This window comes from Halochromatium sp. NSM3 (assembly GCF_059621085.1).
In genome coordinates, this window is the sequence record NZ_JCAQIA010000037.1 from 17590 (window position 1) to 31933 (window position 14344).

14 protein-coding genes are annotated in these 14344 nt (G+C 65.4%); 10 read left to right on the forward strand and 4 right to left on the reverse strand.

Going from position 1 to position 14344, the window contains the following annotated elements; genetic code table 11:
• Positions 1-71: 71 nt before the first annotated feature.
• Positions 72-3233: a ribonuclease E gene (rne, locus tag AC54T3_RS14140; RefSeq protein ID WP_496625725.1), complete on the reverse strand. Its 3162-nt coding sequence runs from the start codon at positions 3231-3233 to the stop codon at positions 72-74.
• A gap of 532 nt (positions 3234-3765) precedes the next feature.
• On the opposite strand from rne, the gene AC54T3_RS14145 reads away from it, so the two are divergent.
• Genes AC54T3_RS14145 through AC54T3_RS14155 form a run of 3 tightly spaced genes read left to right on the forward strand, consistent with a single transcriptional unit; the run spans position 3766 to position 6616 of the window.
• The gene (locus tag AC54T3_RS14145; protein WP_496625727.1) at positions 3766-4881 is read left to right on the forward strand and encodes an RluA family pseudouridine synthase; all 1116 of its coding nucleotides are present in this window, start codon (positions 3766-3768) and stop codon (positions 4879-4881) included.
• A 2-nt stretch (positions 4882-4883) separates the two neighbouring features.
• Positions 4884-5564 carry an HAD-IA family hydrolase gene (locus AC54T3_RS14150; RefSeq protein WP_496625729.1) on the forward strand — a complete coding sequence of 227 codons (681 nt, stop codon included), beginning with the start codon at positions 4884-4886 and terminating at the stop codon, positions 5562-5564.
• 41 nt (positions 5565-5605) lie between these two features.
• A complete protein-coding gene (locus AC54T3_RS14155) occupies positions 5606-6616 on the forward strand; it encodes a S49 family peptidase (RefSeq protein ID WP_496625731.1) in 1011 nt (336 codons plus the stop codon).
• Positions 6617-6797: 181 nt separating this feature from the next.
• Here AC54T3_RS14155 and AC54T3_RS14160 read toward each other — a convergent pair whose 3' ends face one another.
• Both AC54T3_RS14160 and AC54T3_RS14165 read right to left on the reverse strand, forming a co-directional pair.
• Positions 6798-7466 carry a Maf family protein gene (locus tag AC54T3_RS14160; RefSeq protein WP_496625733.1) on the reverse strand — a complete coding sequence of 223 codons (669 nt, stop codon included), beginning with the start codon at positions 7464-7466 and terminating at the stop codon, positions 6798-6800.
• Positions 7467-7471: 5 nt separating this feature from the next.
• Positions 7472-7939, reverse strand: a complete 468-nt coding sequence (locus AC54T3_RS14165) for a YcgN family cysteine cluster protein (protein WP_496625749.1) — start codon at positions 7937-7939, stop codon at positions 7472-7474.
• 53 nt (positions 7940-7992) lie between these two features.
• On the opposite strand from AC54T3_RS14165, the gene AC54T3_RS14170 reads away from it, so the two are divergent.
• The 6 genes from AC54T3_RS14170 to AC54T3_RS14195 all read left to right on the forward strand — a co-directional run bounded on the left by AC54T3_RS14170 (position 7993) and on the right by AC54T3_RS14195 (position 13536).
• The gene (locus AC54T3_RS14170) at positions 7993-8610 is read left to right on the forward strand and encodes a methylated-DNA--[protein]-cysteine S-methyltransferase (protein ID WP_496625735.1); all 618 of its coding nucleotides are present in this window, start codon (positions 7993-7995) and stop codon (positions 8608-8610) included.
• Positions 8607-9515 (forward strand): site-specific tyrosine recombinase XerD, encoded by a 909-nt coding sequence (gene xerD, locus AC54T3_RS14175; protein ID WP_496625736.1) that lies wholly within the window; start codon positions 8607-8609, stop codon positions 9513-9515. The genes AC54T3_RS14170 and xerD overlap by 4 nt, the downstream gene beginning before the upstream one ends.
• Before the next feature lie 153 nt (positions 9516-9668).
• Positions 9669-10388 carry a DsbC family protein gene (locus AC54T3_RS14180; protein WP_496625738.1) on the forward strand — a complete coding sequence of 240 codons (720 nt, stop codon included), beginning with the start codon at positions 9669-9671 and terminating at the stop codon, positions 10386-10388.
• 42 nt (positions 10389-10430) lie between these two features.
• Positions 10431-11102 carry a thiol:disulfide interchange protein DsbA/DsbL gene (locus tag AC54T3_RS14185; protein ID WP_496625739.1) on the forward strand — a complete coding sequence of 224 codons (672 nt, stop codon included), beginning with the start codon at positions 10431-10433 and terminating at the stop codon, positions 11100-11102.
• Between the two features lie 75 nt (positions 11103-11177).
• Positions 11178-13175 (forward strand): S9 family peptidase, encoded by a 1998-nt coding sequence (locus AC54T3_RS14190; protein ID WP_496625741.1) that lies wholly within the window; start codon positions 11178-11180, stop codon positions 13173-13175.
• A 34-nt stretch (positions 13176-13209) separates the two neighbouring features.
• Complete coding sequence (locus AC54T3_RS14195) at positions 13210-13536, forward strand: DMT family transporter (protein WP_496625743.1); 327 nt, start codon at positions 13210-13212, stop codon at positions 13534-13536.
• A gap of 395 nt (positions 13537-13931) precedes the next feature.
• On the opposite strand, the gene AC54T3_RS14200 is transcribed toward AC54T3_RS14195, so the two are convergent.
• Positions 13932-14174 carry a hypothetical protein gene (locus AC54T3_RS14200; RefSeq protein ID WP_496625745.1) on the reverse strand — a complete coding sequence of 81 codons (243 nt, stop codon included), beginning with the start codon at positions 14172-14174 and terminating at the stop codon, positions 13932-13934.
• A gap of 56 nt (positions 14175-14230) precedes the next feature.
• Here AC54T3_RS14200 and AC54T3_RS14205 point away from each other — a divergent pair.
• A partial coding sequence (locus AC54T3_RS14205) for a transposase DNA-binding-containing protein (protein WP_496625751.1) occupies positions 14231-14344 on the forward strand: 114 nt, incomplete at its 3' end.

Consider the following 14344-nt stretch of genomic DNA (forward strand, 5'->3'; position numbering starts at 1 on the left):
GTATTGAACGGAGCGGGCGCGGCGGCGAGCAGCCATTCATCTTAACCTAGCTGGCGCTCAAATCGAAGACGCTAGTGTGAGTCCCTTGGGTCTGTGTCTCCGCTCTGAGGTTGCGGTTGCGGCTTCGTCTCCGCGCCCTCGCTCTTGGCCGGGGTGGCGATCGGCTGGCTGGGCTTAGAATCCGTCTCCATCGCTTGGGACGAGGCCGGTGCGGCTTGGGTCGCGGCCGGCGCAGCGGTAGGCTGCCTGAGCTCGGAGTCTGGCTTGGCGGACGGTTGGCGCTCGGCTTCGGCGGGCGGTGTCGTGCTTGCGCGACTGGTCGCTTCGCTCACCTTGTCGTTGGTCGCTTCCGTCGCCTGGTTGCCGGCCTTGGCGTCGGTCTGCTGCGACAGGCGTGTCTTATCTTGCTGAGCTTGCACGGGAGGGGCAGGGACTGTTGGAGCGGACGCGGTCTCGCCGGCGGCTTGCTCAGAAGACTTAGGCTCGGAAGACTTAGGCTCGGAGGGCTTGGACTGGAAAGAAGCGTCCGCGCTCGCCGATGTATCGGAGGCCGTTGATGCATCGTTTTGCGTGTCACCGCTGGTGCTGGTGCCTTCGCTATGCTCACTCCGCCGCCGACTGCGGCCGCCGCGTCGACGTCGGCTTGAGCGTGTCCGGCTCGTCGATTTGCCTTCGCCTTCTTCTGTCGCGGCTTCGGTACGCTCGTCATCGGACGATTGATCGGTCGCCTCGGTGGACGCAGCGGCAGCCGCGCTTGCCGCGCGCGCTTTCACCGGCTCGTGCCCGGATGCGCTCACATCGGTCGCGACCAAAGCTCTGGATGTGGATTCAGCACCTGTGGCCGAAGGCCTCGCCTGTGTCGAGGCCTGCGACTCAGTCTGAGCGGCCCCTGTGCCGCTTGCGCCCTCTGCCGTTGGAGCGGTGCTCTCGCCGTTTGCCTGAGGGCGTCGGCCACGACCACCTCGCGAACCGCGCCGGGAGCTGCCGCGCCGACTCTGACCGCTGTTTTGTCCGCTATTCTGGCCAGCGCTCTGACCGCTACTTTCGCCGCTACTTTGGCCGCTGCTCTGCCTGCCACCATCGCCCGATGAGCCCGAGGACGAACGCTGCTCCCCGGATGAGCGGGTAGCACTATCCGTGTCCGCGCTCGCCTTGCTGGAGCGGGAGCCAGTGTCGGAGCTGGAGCCGGTACCATTTCCGCTGCCGCTGCCGCTGCCGCTGCCGCTGCCGCTGCCGCTGCCCGGCGAGGTTGAGCGATCGGCCTGACCATCATCGGGCTGGGCATTCGCCCGGCGCGGGCGGCGCTCGCCGCGCTGATTGCGCGTGCCTTGGCTACCTCGGCGGCTGTCACCCTTCGAGCTGCGGGCATCTGCGGTGCCTGCGGCTGAGCGCTCGGCCCGTGGACCAGCCGCGTTCGCGCGACCTGTCGCGGTTGCCGAGCGATCGCCCGCCGACGCGCCATCCTGCGATTGATCGGGCGGAATCGCGAAGAGGGTGGTCCAGATCCGCTTGAGCACGCTTTCGGTGCGCCGGCCTTGCTCGCTGGCGCTGCCGGCTGTCTCGTCGGCTGCATCAGTGTCGGGCTGCTCGTCATCGGCCGGATCGCGACGCTGTGGTGCCGGCATCGAGGGGGCTAGGGCCTTGACCGCAGGCTCCTCCGGACGCGGGATGCTGTGTGGACGCGCGAAGGCCGGCTCGGTCGCATCTGGGTGCACCGCGAGATCGTAGCTGAGTTCGCCATCGCTCAGGCGTTCGGCATCTTGGGCGCGGATGCGCTCGATCTGGAAATCGGGCGTGTCCATGTGCCGATTTGGGATCAGCACCACGTCGACCTTCTGGCGCTCTTCGATCTGCACGATCATGAGCCGCTTCTCGTTGAGCAGGAAGGTCGCGACCTCGACCGGCAGCTGCGCGATGATGCGCGAGGTCCGGTCTTTCATCGCCTCTTCCTCGACGATGCGCAGCACCGAGAGCGCCAGGGATTCGACTCCGCGGATGGTGCCCTGACCCTTGCAGCGCGGACAGACCAACTGGCTGGACTCACCGAGCGAGGGGCGCAGGCGCTGGCGTGACATCTCCAAGAGCCCGAAGCGCGAGATACGCGCGACCTGCACCCGCGCGCGGTCGTGCTTGAGCGCATCGCGCAGCCGGTTCTCGACCTCGCGCTGATGCTTGGCTGGGGTCATGTCGATGAAATCGATCACGAACAGACCGCCAAGGTCGCGCAGGCGCAACTGGCGAGCGATCTCGTCGGCGGCTTCCAGATTGGTATTGAACGCGGTCTCCTCGATATCGGCGCCCTTGGTGGCGCGCGCCGAGTTGATGTCGATCGAGGTCAACGCCTCGCCCTGGTCGATCACCAGCGAGCCGCCGGAGGGCAGCCGCACCTCCCGCTGAAACACCGATTCGATCTGGCTCTCGATCTGGTAGCGGGTGAACAGCGGCACCTCGTCCTGATAGAGCCTGAGTTTCTTCAGGTTGTTCGGCATCACCTGACGCATGAAGGTCTCGGCCTTCTGGTAGACGCTGCCATCGTCGACCACGATCTCGCCGATATCGACGCGCAGATGATCACGCATCGAGCGGATGATGACGTCGCTTTCTTGATAGATCAGGAAGGGCGCCTTGCGTCCCTCGTTGGAGCCTTTGATCGCGTCCCAGAGCTGCAACAGGTAATCGAGATCCCACTGCAATTCCTCGACGTTCTTGCCGACGCCGGCGGTGCGCACGATCAAGCCCATGTCCTCGGGCAGTTCGAGCTGACTCAGCACCTCGCGCAGGTCGGAGCGATCCGTCCCCTCGATACGCCGCGAGACGCCGCCGGCACGCGGGTTGTTCGGCATCAGCACCAGGTAGCGGCCGGCCAGCGAGATGAAGGTGGTCAGCGCCGCGCCTTTATTGCCGCGCTCCTCCTTGTCGATCTGCACCATGACCTGCTGACCTTCCTTGATCAGTTCCTTGATGCTGGCGCGGGTGCCCGGTTTCGAGGCATCCTGGCGGAAGTAGCCGCGCGCGATTTCCTTCAGTGGCAGGAAGCCGTGTCGGTCCGAGCCGTAGTCGACGAAGGCGGCCTCGAGGCTTGGCTCGACGCGGGTGATGGTGCCCTTGTAGATGTTGGCCTTCTTTTGCTCGCGTCCGGCGCTTTCGATATCGAGGTTATATAATTGTTGGCCATCGACAATGGCCACCCGCAACTCCTCGGGCTGAGTTGCGTTAATCAGCATTCTTTTCATCGTGTGTCGATTCTCTCGCCTTCGCGCGAGGCGCGGTCCACGGCCGGATCGTTCGGCCATGGTTGCGCGCGCAAGCGGCTTCATGTGCCGCCGCGCTCACGCAGCCGGGGCGACTCGGCTCGCGCGAGGGTCGCGCTGAGCCAGCCTACTGTGATGCCCGCGGCATGCCATAAGCACGCGCTTTCGTTTGACTTTCGGTGCCCGGCGCGGTGCGCCAAGGACCCTGTCGAGTCAGCGGCGCAGAGCCGCTGCTCGTTGAAACCTGTAGGGAGTCGGGAACGGCAGGGTGTCGCAGTGGTTGGACAATGCGCCATACTGTTGGCTTGGCGCAGGGCCGCGCAGTGGATCTGGCCCTGGATAGCAGGCACTCGGCTAGACCGACCTTGTGGGACGACCACGACTTGATCCAATGCGCTCCCCTCGGCACGCCTCCTGAATATGCGCTGCTCCTCCCCATCGCGGAGGGCGCGATACCGCACCCTCGCACACAGCGCAAGTCTCGAATGCTAGCAAGCTTTCTCGGTACCGGCAATTGACCCCGAAGTCGTCGACGAAACACCCGCGCGGCGCGCGCCCTCGGCCCGCGCCCTCGGCGCACGGCAAGTCGCGCGCCTCGGCGCTGAAGCCGCGCTCGAGTACCCACGCGGAAACGCCGGGGCGCACGCCGCCGAAGCCTACGCCAGCGCCTGAGCCAAACCGCGCCAGTCCTCGGGTCGAATGGGTCCAAGTCGACGCAGAGACCACCGGCCAGCGCATCGATAATTTCCTCTTGGCGCGTTTGAAAGGTGTGCCGCGCAGCCTCGTCTATCGGCTGCTGCGGCGCGGTGAGGTGCGCGTCAACAAGGGCCGCGCCCGCCCATCGCAGCGGCTCGCGGAGGGCGACCAGGTGCGGCTGCCGCCGCTGCGCCGACCGGAACAGGGAGCGCCCATCGCGCCCTCGGCCCGACTCCAGGATCGCCTCGCCGAGGCGCTGCTCTATGAAGACGACCTGGTGCTGGTGCTGAACAAACCCGCCGGTCTCGCCGTGCACGGCGGCAGTGGTATCAACCTGGGCGTGATCGAGAGCCTGCGCGCCATGCGCCCCGGCGCCGAGCTTGAGCTGGTGCACCGGCTCGACCGTGATACCTCCGGCTGCCTGCTGATCAGCAAGCGCCGCAGTGCGTTGCGGCGCCTGCATGCGCAGCTGCGCGATGGCGAGGTCGACAAGCGCTATCTGGCGTTGCTCTGTGGCGCATTGCCGCAAGCCGAGATCGAGGTGACCGCCGCGCTGAGCACCAACCGTGTGCGCGGCGGCGAGCGTGTGGTGCGGGTCGATCCGCGCGCTGGCAAGCCGTCGCGGACCCGCTTTCGCGTCCGCCAGCGCTTGGGTGCCTTGACCCTGGTCGAGGCCGAGCTGGAGACTGGCCGGACGCATCAGATCCGGGTGCATGCGGCCCACCTCGGCGCGGCGGTCGCGGGCGATCCCAAATACGGCGACCTGGCCACCAATGACCGTCTGGAGACGCTCGGATTGAAACGCTTGTTTTTGCATGCGGCGGCCCTGAGCTTTCGCCCACGGGAGGATCAGCCGCCCGTGCATGTCACGGCACCGCTCCCAGCGGCGTTGGAGGCGGTCTTGAAACGACTCGAGGAGACACCTTGGACCTGATCATGGACCTAAGCAGTAAGGCAGCCTTGGGGCTGCAAGAGATCGAACTTGTCGTGTTCGATTGGGATGGAACCCTGATGGATTCGGAAAGGCGCATCGTGGCGAGCATGCAGGCGGCCTTCACGGATCTCGGTCTCGCGTCGCCGTCCTCGGCCGCCGTGCGCGAGGTCATCGGCCTCGGGCTCGAGGAGGCCATCCGGCGCCTGCCCGGGTTCGACAGCGAGGATGCGCTCGCGGAACTCATCGCCCGTTATCGACACCAGTATCTGGTCGCCGATGCCACCCCAACGCCGCTCTTCGACGGCGCCAAGGCACTGATCGAGGGCCTCCACGCCCAGGGTCGGCTGCTGGCGATCGCGACCGGCAAGAGCCGCTGCGGGCTGGATCAAGCCCTGGATCAAACCGGGTTGCGGCCTTGGTTTCATGCCACGCGCTGCGCCGAGGAGACCTTTTCCAAGCCGCATCCGGGGATGCTGCATGAACTCATGGACGAACTCGGCGTCACGCCCGCCGTCACCCTGATGATCGGCGACACCGACTACGATCTCCAGATGGCGCACAATGCCGGCGTGCGGGTGCTCGCGGTCGGCTATGGCACGCAGATGCCGGAACGGCTGCTCGCGCTGCAACCGCTGGCCTGTGCGCCCTCGATCGCCGTGCTCTCGGATTGGCTGCTGCGCTGACCCTTCACTCCACTCCTGACTGCCGTCGCACACCGAATACAATGAAGCTACCCTCCTGGATCAGCCGCTGGACACGCGCTGAGCGTGCTCACCGCGACCCGATGCCGGTCACCGACGACCCGCACTGGGAGCGTGCCCTGATCAACCGGCTCGCGGTCGAGTTCCTGCGTCAGCAACGGCGCTCGCGACGCTGGGGCCTGGTGCTCAAAGTCGGTCTGCTCGCCTATGTCATCCTGCTCTCGGCGACGCTCGTCCTCGACGGCCTCGGCGACTCGATGGGCGCGACCAGCGAGCACGCGGCGGTGATCAAGATCGAAGGGCTGATCGCGGACAAGACCAGCGCGAGCGCGGAGCGCATCATCAAGGGGCTGCATCAGGCGTTCGAGGCGGACAAGGTCAAGGCCATCATCCTGAGCATCAACAGCCCCGGTGGCAGCCCGGTCCAGTCCGGCTATGTCTTCGACGAGATCCTCCGCCTGCGCGACCGCTATCCAGACATACCGGTGTACGCCGTCGCCGCCGATGTCTGCGCCTCCGGGGCCTACTACATCGCCAGCGCCGCCGATGCGATCTACGTCGACCGGGCGACCCTGATCGGCTCCATCGGTGTGCGCATGGATAGCTTTGGCTTCCAGCGCGCGCTCGATGAACTCGGCATCCAACGCCGCCTGCTCACCGCCGGCGAGCACAAGGGCATCCTCGATCCCTTCTCGGATTTCGACGACTGGGACCGGGAGTTCATCCAAGGCTTGTTGGACAACCTCCATCAGCAGTTCATCACTGCCGTCAAGGAAGGTCGCGGCGATCGCCTCCAGGGCGGCGATGAGCTGTTCAGCGGGCTGTTCTGGACTGGCCAGGAGAGCCTCGAACTTGGCCTCAGCGATGGTCTTGGCAGTGCCGCCTCTGTCGCCAGGGAGATCGTCGGCACCGAAAAGGTGATCGACTACAGCCAGCAGCGCGATCTGCTCGAGCGCTTTGCCGAGCGTGTCGGCACCACGTTTGCCAACCGGCTCGTCGAGCTGACCGGCGCGTCCGTGCCCTCCCTCAGATAGGGCAGAGATCCGACAGGCCCTGGATGTACAGTGCCGGATCGAGCACCAGCACCCGCCGCCGCAGCGCGCTCAGGCGCTCCTGATGAGCCAGCGACGCAGCTGCTCAAGGTCGTGATAATCCAGCTCGGAAGGCACGGTGATTGGCGTGGGTCGGGGCTGATGCCGATGCCGGGATCAGGGTTTAGGCGCGCAGCGGATCGACCCCGGCCAAGCGCAGCAGCGCGGCGAGTTGAATCAGCGGTAGTCCGATCAGGCTGGTTGGATCATCGCCCTCGAGACGCTCGAACAGCGCGCTGCCGAGCCCCTCCGATTTGAAGCTGCCGGCGCAGCCGAAGGGCTGTTCGCGATCGACGTAACCGGCGATCTCGGCCTCGGAGAGTGTCCGGAACCAGACGCGATAGGGCTCGCAACAGACCTCGGCCCGGTCGTTGGCGGCGTCGTAAAGGCAGAGACCAGTCTGAAACGCGACCTTGCGGCCGGACGCCGCGCGTAGTTGTTCGAGCGCCCGTGTGCGGGTGCCGGGTTTGCCGAGCACCTGGTCGCCGAGGCAGGCGACCTGATCCGAGCCGATGATCAGCGCCTCCGGAAACCGGGGCGCGACGGCGCGAGCCTTGGCCTCGGCGAGGCGCTGGACCAGCACCTGCGGCGGCTCGTCGCCGAGCCGGGTCTCGTCACAGTCCGGCGCCGCCGTGGCAAACGCAAGGCCCAAGCGGGCCAGCAGCTCGCGTCGGAAGGGCGAGGTGGACGCCAGCACCAGGCTTCGCTGATGCTGATGCTGGGCGCTAGCGCCCTGAGCGTCGGTGGGGCGATGGCTGGACGCGGCGGTGTCGGCTGATCTGGTCTCGGACATTGCGCTCATCGAATCCACGCGATCAGACGCATCAGGGGATCGCCGGCGGTGGTCTCGCATTCGACCCGACCCCGCACGCTCTGGCCGAGTCGATGCACCGCGTCGGGGTCGCCGCACACCAGCGGATGCCAGTCCGGCAGCGGCTGACCCTCGGCGACCAGGCGGTAAGCGCAGGTCTCGGGCAGCCAGTAGGGCTCGGCCAAGGTCTCGGGCGTCAGTGTGACGCAGTCCGGGACGCGCGCGGAGCGATTCGCATAATCGCCGCACTGGCAGCGCTCCTGATCGAGCAGATGGCAGGCGACATCGGTGTAGTGGATGGCGCTGGTGTCCTCGTCCTCGTACTTGGTCACGCAGCACTTGGCGCAGCCATCGCAGAGCGACTCCCACTGCGCGGAGGAGAGCTGCTCGAGCGGGATACGCAGCCAAAACGCGTCGATCGACTGACGTTCGGATGACGGGCAAGGCTTGGCCATCGTTAGGCTCTGGTTGATACTGTTCATCCCGATACCTTAACCCGTTCAGCCCGATGAATTACAGCGAGGTTGCGACACCCTTCGGCATCCTTGGCGTCCGTTGGCGGGGCCAGCGGCTCAGCCGCGTGCTGCTGGCGCCTGATCTGGAGCCGGGGTGGGGACCCGATTCGGCGCCTGGTTCCGAGCCAGACCCTGAACCGGCTCTCGGCTCCAAGGAATCGGCGCCGATATTTCCGTGCGATCCGGCATCGGATTCGGGCTCGGGCTCGGGCTCGGACCGGATCGGAGCGCGCCGGCTCGCCAACGCGCCCGCTTGGCTGCGGGCCGAGTTCGAGGCCTATTTCGCCGATCCTCGCTATCGCTTCCAATGCGCCGTCGAGCCGGCTGGCACCGACTTTCAGCGCCGCGTCTGGACGCTGATCGCGGCTATCCCTGCTGGTCAGCCGCGCACCTATGGCGCGCTCGCGCGTGAACTCGGAAGCTCCGCGCGCGCCGTCGGCAATGCTTGCCGGGCCAACCCGGTACCGCTGCGCATACCCTGTCATCGGGTAGTCGCGGCCAACGGGCTCGGCGGCTTTGCCGGCGATCGCGGCGGCCGCCTGCTACGTATCAAGCGCTGGCTGCTGGCGCATGAGGCCGAGGTGCTCGCGCCGGGTGAGGGGGATCGATGAGCGCCAACGCCGATGCGGGCCTGAGAATCATCGAGGCCTTCGCCGACGCCCTCTGGCTGGAGCGCGGGCTGAGCGCGAATACGCTCGCGGCCTATCAATCGGACCTACGCGCCTTTCACCATTGGCTGAGCCGCGAGCGCCAGCGCGACCTGGTCCGAGCCCAGCGCACCGATTTACTCGACTACCTTGCACTGCTTGCGCAGCAGGGGCGCAAGCCGCGCTCGTCGGCACGGGTGCTATCCTGTCTGCGGCAGTTCTATGGGCATCTAAGACGCCAGGGCACCATCCACGAAGACCCGAGCGAGCGTGTCGACGCGCCACGGCTCGGGCGACCGCTGCCGAAGACGCTGACCGAGGCCGATGTCGAGGCCTTGCTGGGAGCGCCCGATCCCGATGATCCGCGTGGTCACCGCGATCGCACCATGTTGGAGGTGCTTTATGCGAGCGGTCTGCGCGTCACTGAGCTGGTCACACTGCGGCCGGATGCCGTCAGCTTGACCCAAGGCGTGGTGCGCATCACTGGCAAGGGCGACAAGGAGCGCCTAGTGCCGCTCGGCGAAGAGGCCACCGATTGGTTGGTGAGCTACACGCGCGGTCCGCGCGCCGTCTTGCTCGGCGCACGCGCCTGCGATTATCTGTTCCCGACCCAGCGCAGCGATTGCATGACGCGCCAGGCCTTCTGGCAGTTGATCAAACGCTACGCGGCGCTGGCCGGGATCATCAAGCCGCTGTCGCCGCATACCCTGCGGCATGCGTTCGCAACCCATCTATTGAACCATGGGGCCGATTTGCGCGTCGTACAACTATTGCTCGGCCACGCTGATCTCTCGACCACCCAGATCTATACCCATGTCGCGCGCGAACGCCTCAAGCAACTGCATGCCAAACACCATCCGCGGGCTTGATCGGGCTCGCCAACCGCCCGGGAGTAGACCTCAAGGCTCGCATGCTCTATGTTGCCCGCCTTTGTGATCGCCCGTTGTGATCACCGCCACCGCTACTGCGGCCGATCTGAATCGGTCCCTTTTGAACACATTATCGACACTGAGGACACCAGGATGACAAAGCGTTTTGGGCTTGGAATGGCCGTCGCTGCGGCGCTGTTGGTCGCCAGCACGGCGCTCAGCGCCAGCGAGGCACAGACCATCCGTGAGGCACTGGCGAAGGTGCTGCCGGATGCAAAGCCGACCAGCGTGCAGCCAACCCCGATCGATGGCCTGTTCCAGGTCGAGATCGGCCCGCAGGTGATGTACATGACCGGCGATGGCCGCTATCTGATCGATGGCGCCATCGTCGACCTCGAGACGCGCGAGAATCTGGCCGACGCGGCCCAGAACAAGGCGCGCTTGCGTGCCATCAACGCCCTCGGCGAGGACGAGATGATCGTCTTCGAGGCTCCCAACGCCGAGCACGAGATCACCGTCTTTACCGATATCGATTGCGGCTACTGCCGCAAGCTGCATCAGCAGATCGATGCCTATGCGGCGGAAGGCATCAGCGTGCGCTACCTATTCTATCCGCGCACCGGTGTGGATACCCCGTCCTACAATAAGGCCGTCGCGGTCTGGTGCGCGGACGATCAGCAAGGCGCGATGACCAAGGCCAAGAATGGCCAGCCGGTGCAGAGTCAGGACTGCAACCATCCGATCGAGCGCCACATGGAACTCGGTGAGCTGATGGGCATCCGCGGCACCCCGGCCATCGTGCTCGATAACGGTCAGATGGTGCCCGGCTTCGTTGAGCCGAAACGTCTGGCACAAGTGCTCGAACAGCAATAAACCCTGTGATGATCGTTGAGGGGATGTCTCGCGGAGGAACTGATGATGGAGATAATGCGATGGCGCTTCAGCGCCTGCCTGCTGGCCGCCATGGCCTTCCTGCTGTGCCCGTTCGCGGCCAGCGCCGACCTCGTCGAGGGACGCGACTGGCGCGCCCTGAGCGGCAGCGCTCAGGGCGCGCCAGAGGGCACCGAGATCGAGGTGTTGGAGTTCTTCTCTTACGGCTGTCCGCATTGCGCAGACATCAACTCACTGGCCAAGCAGTGGGCGGATGACCTGCCGAGCGACGTGCGCTTCGAGCGCGTGCCGGTCACCTTCGGGCGCGCGGCCTGGGAGAGCTTGGCGCGACTCTACTTCGCGCTCGATTTCGCCGATAAGCTCGACCAAGTGGATCAGGCCGTCTTTGATGCCGTGACCAAGCAGCGCACCAACCTCTATACCGAAAAGGCCGTGCTCAACTGGGTCGCCGAGCAGGGGCTCGATCGCGACGCCTTCGCCAAGGTCTACAACAGCTTCGCCGTCGAGGCGGCGCTCGCCAAGGCCAATACCTTGGCGGCCCGCTATCGCGTCGACGCGGTGCCGATGTTCATCGTCGACGGGCGCTATGTGGTTCTCAACGAGGGCGCCAAGACCCATGCCGAGCTGCTCGAGATCGCCGAGGGGCTGATCGACAAGGCCCGGCAAGCCCGGCAAGGCCAAGCCCAATCAGATTGATCGCCGCCTATGTTCCTTCGTTCATTTCGCGCCTCCGCCCTGCTGATCGCCCTCACTCTCCTTATGAGCAGCTCAATGTCGAGTCATGCCGCTGATCCTGCATCGGATTCCAACCCCGCATCGGGTTCCGCATCCAATCTCGCCGCTACGGAAGCCGCTGGAGACGGACTGCCGCGACTGATCCCGCGCGAGGTCCTGTTCGGCAATCCAACCCGCGCCCAGGCGCGGCTGTCGCCGGAGGGCCGCTATCTGAGTTGGCTTGCGCCGTCCGCCGAGGGCATGCTCAACGTCTGGGTGCAGCCGGCCGACCGCAGCGAGGAGGCGCGCCAGATCACCGATGATCAAAAACGCGGCATCCGCAACTATGGCTGGACCGAGGATGGCTCGCGCATCCTTTATGTGCAGGACGAGGGCGGCGATGAAAACTGGCACCTCTACGCGGTGGCGCTGGATGGCAGTGAGGCACGGGATCTGATGCCCTTCGAGGGCGTGCGCGCGCAGAATCTGATGACCTATCCCGAGCATCCGAACGAGGTCCTGGTCGGGCTGAACAAACGCGATCCGAGCGTCTTCGACATGTACCGGGTGCAGCTCGACAGCGGCGAGATCGCGCTGGACACCGAGAATCCGGGCGATGTGGTCAGTTGGCTCACCGATGCCGATTTCCGCATCCGCGCCGCCGAGGCCTCCGATCCCGAGACCGGCGACGACATCATCCGCGTGCGCGACACCGAGGATCAGCCCTGGCGCGAGCTGCTGCGCTTTCCGTTCGGCGAGAACGGCGGCGCGCTGGCGTTCAATGAGCAGGGCGATCAGCTCTTCGTCACCAGCTCGCTCGGCTCCGATACCACCCGGCTGCTGGCCATCGACGCCAAGACCGGCGCGGTCAGCGCCGAACTGGCCAAGGACGCGAAGGCCGATGTCGGCTCGGTGGTCATGCACCCGACCGAGCATCGCATCCAAGCCGTCGAGTTCGATTACCTGACGCCGGAGTGGACGGTGATCGATCCGCGCATCGCCGACGACCTGGCCTACCTGGAGGAGGTCGCGGAGGGCGCGGTCACGATCGCCAGCCGCACGCTGGCCGACGATCGCTGGGTGTTCGTCGATCAGCCCGACGATGGGCCGGCGACCTACTATCTCTATGATCGTGAATCACCCGAGCCGCGCGAACCGAGCGAGTCACGCAAGGCCGAGCGCCTGTTCGTGACCCGGCCGGAGCTGGCCGAGTACGATCTCGCCAAGATGCAGCCGGTCGAGATCCAGGCTCGCGATGGTCTGACGCTGCCGTCCTACCTGACCCTGCCGCTCGGCGTCGAGCCCAAGCAACTGCCGCTGGTGCTGCTGGTGCATGGCGGACCTTGGGCGCGCGACGAATGGGGCTACAGCGCGCAGGCGCAATGGCTGGCAAATCGTGGCTACGCGGTGCTGCAGGTCAACTTCCGTGGCTCCACCGGCTTCGGCAAGGCCTTTCTGAACGCCGGCAACGAGGAGTGGGGCGTTGGCGCCATGCAGCACGATCTCACCGACGCGGTGCGCTGGGCGATCGCGCAGGGCATTGCCGATCCCGAGCGCGTCTGCATCTACGGCGGCTCCTATGGCGGTTACGCGACCCTAGCCGGGCTTGCCTTTACGCCCGAGCTGTACGCCTGCGGGGTCGATCTCGTCGGCCCCTCCAACATCGAGACCCTGTTCCAATCGGTGCCGCCGTACTGGGCGCCGATGAAGAAGCAGTTGGTCAAGCGCGTCGGCGATGTCGAGAACGACCCGGAGCTGAACCGGCGCATCTCGCCGCTGTTCCATGCCGACAAGATCGAGGCACCGCTGATGGTGCTACAGGGCGCCAATGACCCGCGCGTGAAGATCGCCGAGGCCGATCAGATCGTCGCCGCGATGCGCGAGAAGGAACTGCCGGTCAGCTACATCGTCTTCCCCGACGAAGGTCACGGCTTCGCGCGACCGGAGAACCGGCTCGATGCCAATGCCCGCATCGAGCAGTTCCTCGCCGAACAACTCGGCGGTCGCGCCGAGCCGGTTACGGAGATCGAGGGCAGTACGGCCGAAGCGCGGTGAGTGCGAGTGCTCGGGCTGTTCACCTGGCATTCCTATGGCCTGGATCGCGCTCATCATCGCTGGGATCTTTGAATGGGGCTGGCCGGTTGGCCTCAAGCTTGGACTCTCCAGCAACGGACTGCGCTGGGGCTGGCTGAGCTTCAGTCTGCTCTCGATGCTCGGCAGTGGCACACTACTGCTGTTCGCCCAGCGCACGATTCTGATGGGCACCGCCTACGCGGTCTGGACGGGCATCGGCGCGGTGGGGGCGTTCGTCATCGGGTTGTTGGTGTTCAGCGAGCCGGCCACGCTGGGGCGCTTTTTCTTCGTCGGCCTGATCGTCGTCGGCATCGTCGGGCTGAAGCTGGCTTCACCGCACTGAGACGAGCGGGTTTTGCTCGGTCTTGCCAATAACCTTGCGGTTAGGTGTACATAAGGGGAGTAGGAGATGGCGCGCCAGGAAGGATTCGAACCTCCGACCACCTGGTTCGTAGTTAAGTAACTCTGAATGCGTCTAGGTCCAGGATTGTCTATAAAGCCTATATAATACATAACCGTACGCGTCTCCTTCAGCTTCGCGACATCCACTAAAGTCTACTATAATTTCGTAAGAGCCAGCTCCAAAGTAGGGGTAAAAGTGGGGGTAAAAATTTATCCCTACTCGCAACAGTGTCCGGCTCCCCATCACAGATACGCCATCAACAACGGCCGCAGCTGCCGATCATAGAGCTGTGGCGAGGCCGGTTTGAGAAACGCGAGCTTCAAGAAGCGCAGCACCTAGCGGCTCAGTTTCGACGTATAGCGGTACAGCGGCGCACTCCAGGGCGGACGCTCGGTGCCGACCGCCTGATCGGCGAGGCCCTGTTGACGCAACGCCTTTTCATCTTGAGCGGGCTTGCCCGGCAGGCAGCGCGCGAGCATCAGATGCACCAGCAGCGTGGTGATGATCGCCAGATCGGCCTGATTCGCGATGGCCACCGGTGACTTGCCCCAGGCCTTGGCCCATCTCGTTGCACACAACTCCAGACACCTCCGGTAACATGCTGTAAAGCATGATAATCAGTGGGGGGTGGGACATGGGTTGGGCGGCGGAGGAGTTTCGGGATCTGGATCTGGGAGACAAACGGCGCGAGGCCCGCACCGCGCGTGCACGACGCAGCGCATGGCTCCTCACCCTGTGGTGCTGTGCC

Bases quoted from the DNA above. Each gene is read 5' to 3' on its own strand.
- rne (WP_496625725.1), bottom strand. From the start codon at position 3,233: ATGAAAAGAATGCTGATTAACGCAACTCAGCCCGAGGAGTTGCGGGTG.
- AC54T3_RS14150 (WP_496625729.1), top strand. From the start codon at position 4,884: ATGGACCTAAGCAGTAAGGCAGCCTTGGGGCTGCAAGAGATCGAACTT.
- AC54T3_RS14155 (WP_496625731.1), top strand. From the start codon at position 5,606: ATGAAGCTACCCTCCTGGATCAGCCGCTGGACACGCGCTGAGCGTGCT.
- AC54T3_RS14160 (WP_496625733.1), bottom strand. From the start codon at position 7,466: ATGTCCGAGACCAGATCAGCCGACACCGCCGCGTCCAGCCATCGCCCC.
- AC54T3_RS14165 (WP_496625749.1), bottom strand. From the start codon at position 7,939: ATGGCCAAGCCTTGCCCGTCATCCGAACGTCAGTCGATCGACGCGTTT.
- AC54T3_RS14170 (WP_496625735.1), top strand. From the start codon at position 7,993: ATGAATTACAGCGAGGTTGCGACACCCTTCGGCATCCTTGGCGTCCGT.
- xerD (WP_496625736.1), top strand. From the start codon at position 8,607: ATGAGCGCCAACGCCGATGCGGGCCTGAGAATCATCGAGGCCTTCGCC.
- AC54T3_RS14180 (WP_496625738.1), top strand. From the start codon at position 9,669: ATGACAAAGCGTTTTGGGCTTGGAATGGCCGTCGCTGCGGCGCTGTTG.
- AC54T3_RS14185 (WP_496625739.1), top strand. From the start codon at position 10,431: ATGATGGAGATAATGCGATGGCGCTTCAGCGCCTGCCTGCTGGCCGCC.
- AC54T3_RS14190 (WP_496625741.1), top strand. From the start codon at position 11,178: ATGTCGAGTCATGCCGCTGATCCTGCATCGGATTCCAACCCCGCATCG.
- AC54T3_RS14195 (WP_496625743.1), top strand. From the start codon at position 13,210: ATGGCCTGGATCGCGCTCATCATCGCTGGGATCTTTGAATGGGGCTGG.